We start from the raw sequence: 3453 nt of genomic DNA on the forward strand, positions 1-3453 counted from the left end.
TGGTAAATAACTATTTACCAAGACTTAGTTATTGGTTTCTAGGAGTAGGAGTAGTTATTATTGGAATTGTAATTATTATATCAAATATAATTCCTCTAATAAAACCTCAACCAGAGCAACAAGAAGTAATTCAAGAAAAAGAAAAAAATCCAGTAACACCCCCAACTAATCCCAATGGAATAGCTATCAATAATTTTGATAACAATACGAATAATAAAAACAATAGTATTTGGCCAGTTATCCTAACTATAGGTGGAGGATCGTTATTGACTGTCTGGGTATTTTGGAACATTATTAAATCTCGCAATCGCCCGCAAGAAACACTGTTTAAGCCAGTACTAATCATTCATGAAATAGATGAATTACAAATTGCGAAAACAGTAAGGCAGAGTTCTCGTAAGACTAAGCCAGGGTTTAGCGATCGCATTGTGATCACTACAGGATACTATCCCGTTACCCGTAGGCAAATGAAACAAAGCTGGCGTTACTTGCGCAGTCTGGTCAGAGAAGGACCTCGGACAGAACTAGACATCGAGGCAACCGTTAACCAGATTGGACGGCAAGGTCTATTGCTAGAGCCTGTCTTTATCTCCCCTCGGGTCAATCGTACGGAGCTATTACTGTTAATCGACCAAGGAGGCTCAATGATACCGTTTCATCGACTATCCCATCGGCTAACAGAAACTGCCTTACAAGCTGGACGCTGGGGTAAAACCACTATCTACTATTTTCACAATTGTCCAGTGGATTACCTCTATCACGACCGTGATCACCTTGAAGCAGAATCCATTACCATGATTTTCTCCCAGCTTCCTGTGCAGTGGACTGTAGTTTTGATGTTTAGCGATGGTGGTGCTGCTCGTGGTGGACTTAACCCTCAGCGGATTGAATTGACCAAAGCCTTTCTCGGACAACTCAAACAGCAGGTGCGTGCCATGGCTTGGCTTAATCCCATGCCTTGCAACCGTTGGAATGGGACAACTGCTGGTGAGATTAGACCTTTGGTACCAATGTTTGAATTCAGTCGCGAAGGTTTACAAAATGCAATAAATGTTTTGCGGGTACGATGAGTGAACTGAAGGTATTTTGATTATAGAGCTGTTTTCAATTGGGTTAGCTAGCAAAGGGAGTAGGGAGCAGGGAGCAGGGAGCAGGGAACAGGGAATGGGGAATAGGGAATAGGGAATAGGTAAACAATTCGGTGTAGCTTATAGCTATGATAAACGCTATAAGATGTTGACTTCAGATGTAAACATAGGATTCATAGAAAAAGGTAACAGGGAACAGTGTCAAGATATGCGAGGAGTTTTTGGTGTCATGATCAGTCAGCATTGGTTTTCAGGATCTATTTAAAAAAACTATATAGCGTTTTTCGTACTAATGAGTTATATTCAATTTTATTCTCCCTACTCCCTACTCCCTACTCCCTACTCCCTACTCCCTTTGCTATCTAACATGAAACCATGAAAACTGACACTATCCAACGACAGATTAAATCCTTTAAAAAACGCTTTGGAGAGGCACATTTTTTACTGGCTTGTCACGCTGCTTTACCCTTAGCGATTACCCCTGACTTGTTGTACTGTATTTGGACAAATTTTCAGCAAGATGTCAAGGGTAGAGGGATAGATATTCCTTGGGTAGCTGTCACAGATTTACTGTTTTCTGGTCTTTGGGAAGAAGTGGGATTAGAAATCTATGAAATGGATGCAACTATCCGGGAGATGCTGCTGAATTATCTCAAAGATAATCACAATTTTGGTGAACAGCGTATTAAAGAGTTATCTGAATTTTTGTTAGTCTATATCGAGCCGCAACTAGAAAGCGATGACCCAGATATTCAGGACTTTGCCCAAGCTCAACGGTGGACAGCCCAGGCTTATCTTCGACCAAAAGCATCAGCCAAGGGATTAGGATTAGCCCTATCACGAGCATATCAGCACGACCGGGATGATATAATCCGGATTGCTGCTGTGGTAGAAACTTTAGATCAGCCCCTATCTAAGTTTAAGAAGCTGCTGATTTATGGTCGTGGTATGACCAGATTTGCTCGTGGTGATTTGAAGGGGGCAAAAACTGAATTTGACAAAATTCGACGCTGGGGTAATCACGTTCATGTTGCTGGAGTTCGTTTACTACTCCCTAAGAATAAAGAATTGACTAGGGAAAAACCGAAATCTTTTAGAGTTTACTGGGTGACCTCGGGGATACTTAGTTTAGTTTTAGTTGGAGGAGTAAGCTTGTTTCAAAACGCTCTAATACTAAGTCCCTCACCTAGAGTAGTAGTAGAAGCCTCTCAATTCGAAGTTTTCGAAGTTAAGGATGTTACTACCTGCTCATTCTCTCAGGGGATAGGTAAGGTTCGTGGACTTGATCAACAACTCATCAATCGGCTAAATGTCGTACGTCCCAATTCCCTGGTCAGTTTTGAAGATTTGAATGTAGAGATGGAAGAGGCTACTTGGCTCTATCTTCAACCACCAGCTAAACAAGCACTTCAACAAGCTATTGATGAAAGAGGTGAATCATTAGTCGTGGCAAGTGCCTATCGAACCATTGCTGACCAACTAGTCCTATTTAACCATGGCCGTAATCGGCGTTGCGAGATTCTAATCGTTGCTCCTCCATCTAGAAGTAATCATCAGAGTGGTCTAGCGCTCGATATTCGAGATTATCAGGCTTGGAAACCCTTTCTAGAAAAGTATGGCTGGCGATGGTTTGGAGCGGCGGACGATCAACATTTCGACTATCGAGGAGGCAATACCATTAACATCGGAGCTGATTCTGTCCTTGCTTTCCAGCAACTCTGGAATCTGAACAATCCAACAGACCGAATTGAAGAGAATGGCAGTTACGATGCTGAAACTGAACAACGACTGAACAACTCCCCTGTTGATGGCTTCCCGAAGGAAAGCTGATGGTGGTTGACTTGGTTTAAAGGAGTTATGTCACTGATATCTGGGCGTTCTTAATTGGACTGTACTTGATAACTCTGAAAAATGCTATAGTAAACAGTTGGTCATTACTACTAAACAGTAAACAGTTTAAAATGAAACAGTTGTCTCTAATTTCCTTAACTATTGTTAGCTTATTCCTATGTTTGCTCACTTTAAGCAGTTGCAGCAACAATCTTGCCAACACTGATAAACTAGAAGCGCAAGTGTTAAGCATTATCCGGAATAATCCAGAGGCTATTTTACAGTCCCTGCAAGCTTACCAGCAGGAAAAACAGCAAGAGCTAGCCCAATCCAGGCAAGCATTTTTGCAGCAAATGAGTACAGAGCCAGCATCGATAATTGGGAATTCTCCTACTACTGGTGTGGCGGAAAATAACATTGTGCTGTTGGAGTTTTCTGACTTTCAATGTCCATTTTGTGCCGAAGCTAACCAAAGCGTAAAGCAGTTTATGGACAAACATTCCGATCAGGTAACCTTAGTATATAAGCATTTGCC

At 41.7% G+C, this 3453-nt stretch carries 4 protein-coding genes; all 4 read left to right on the top strand.

All coding sequences use genetic code 11. The features are described from left to right. Nucleotides 1–1070, top strand: a 1070-nt coding sequence (locus F6K37_RS35075; RefSeq protein ID WP_287255462.1) for a VWA domain-containing protein, incomplete at its 5' end; no start/stop codon positions are given. 216 nt (nucleotides 1071–1286) lie between these two features. Continuing rightward, nucleotides 1287–1454 carry a hypothetical protein gene (locus F6K37_RS35080; protein WP_287255464.1) on the top strand — a complete coding sequence of 56 codons (168 nt, stop codon included), beginning with the start codon at nucleotides 1287–1289 and terminating at the stop codon, nucleotides 1452–1454. A gap of 9 nt (nucleotides 1455–1463) precedes the next feature. Further along, nucleotides 1464–2918: a M15 family metallopeptidase gene (locus F6K37_RS35085; RefSeq protein ID WP_287255465.1), complete on the top strand. Its 1455-nt coding sequence runs from the start codon at nucleotides 1464–1466 to the stop codon at nucleotides 2916–2918. Between the two features lie 131 nt (nucleotides 2919–3049). Beyond that, the coding region (locus F6K37_RS35090; RefSeq protein WP_287255467.1) for a DsbA family protein at nucleotides 3050–3453 on the top strand (404 nt) is incomplete at its 3' end.

Source organism: Moorena sp. SIO4E2, assembly GCF_010671945.1.
Taxonomy (GTDB): Bacteria; Cyanobacteriota; Cyanobacteriia; order Cyanobacteriales; family Coleofasciculaceae; genus Moorena; species Moorena producens.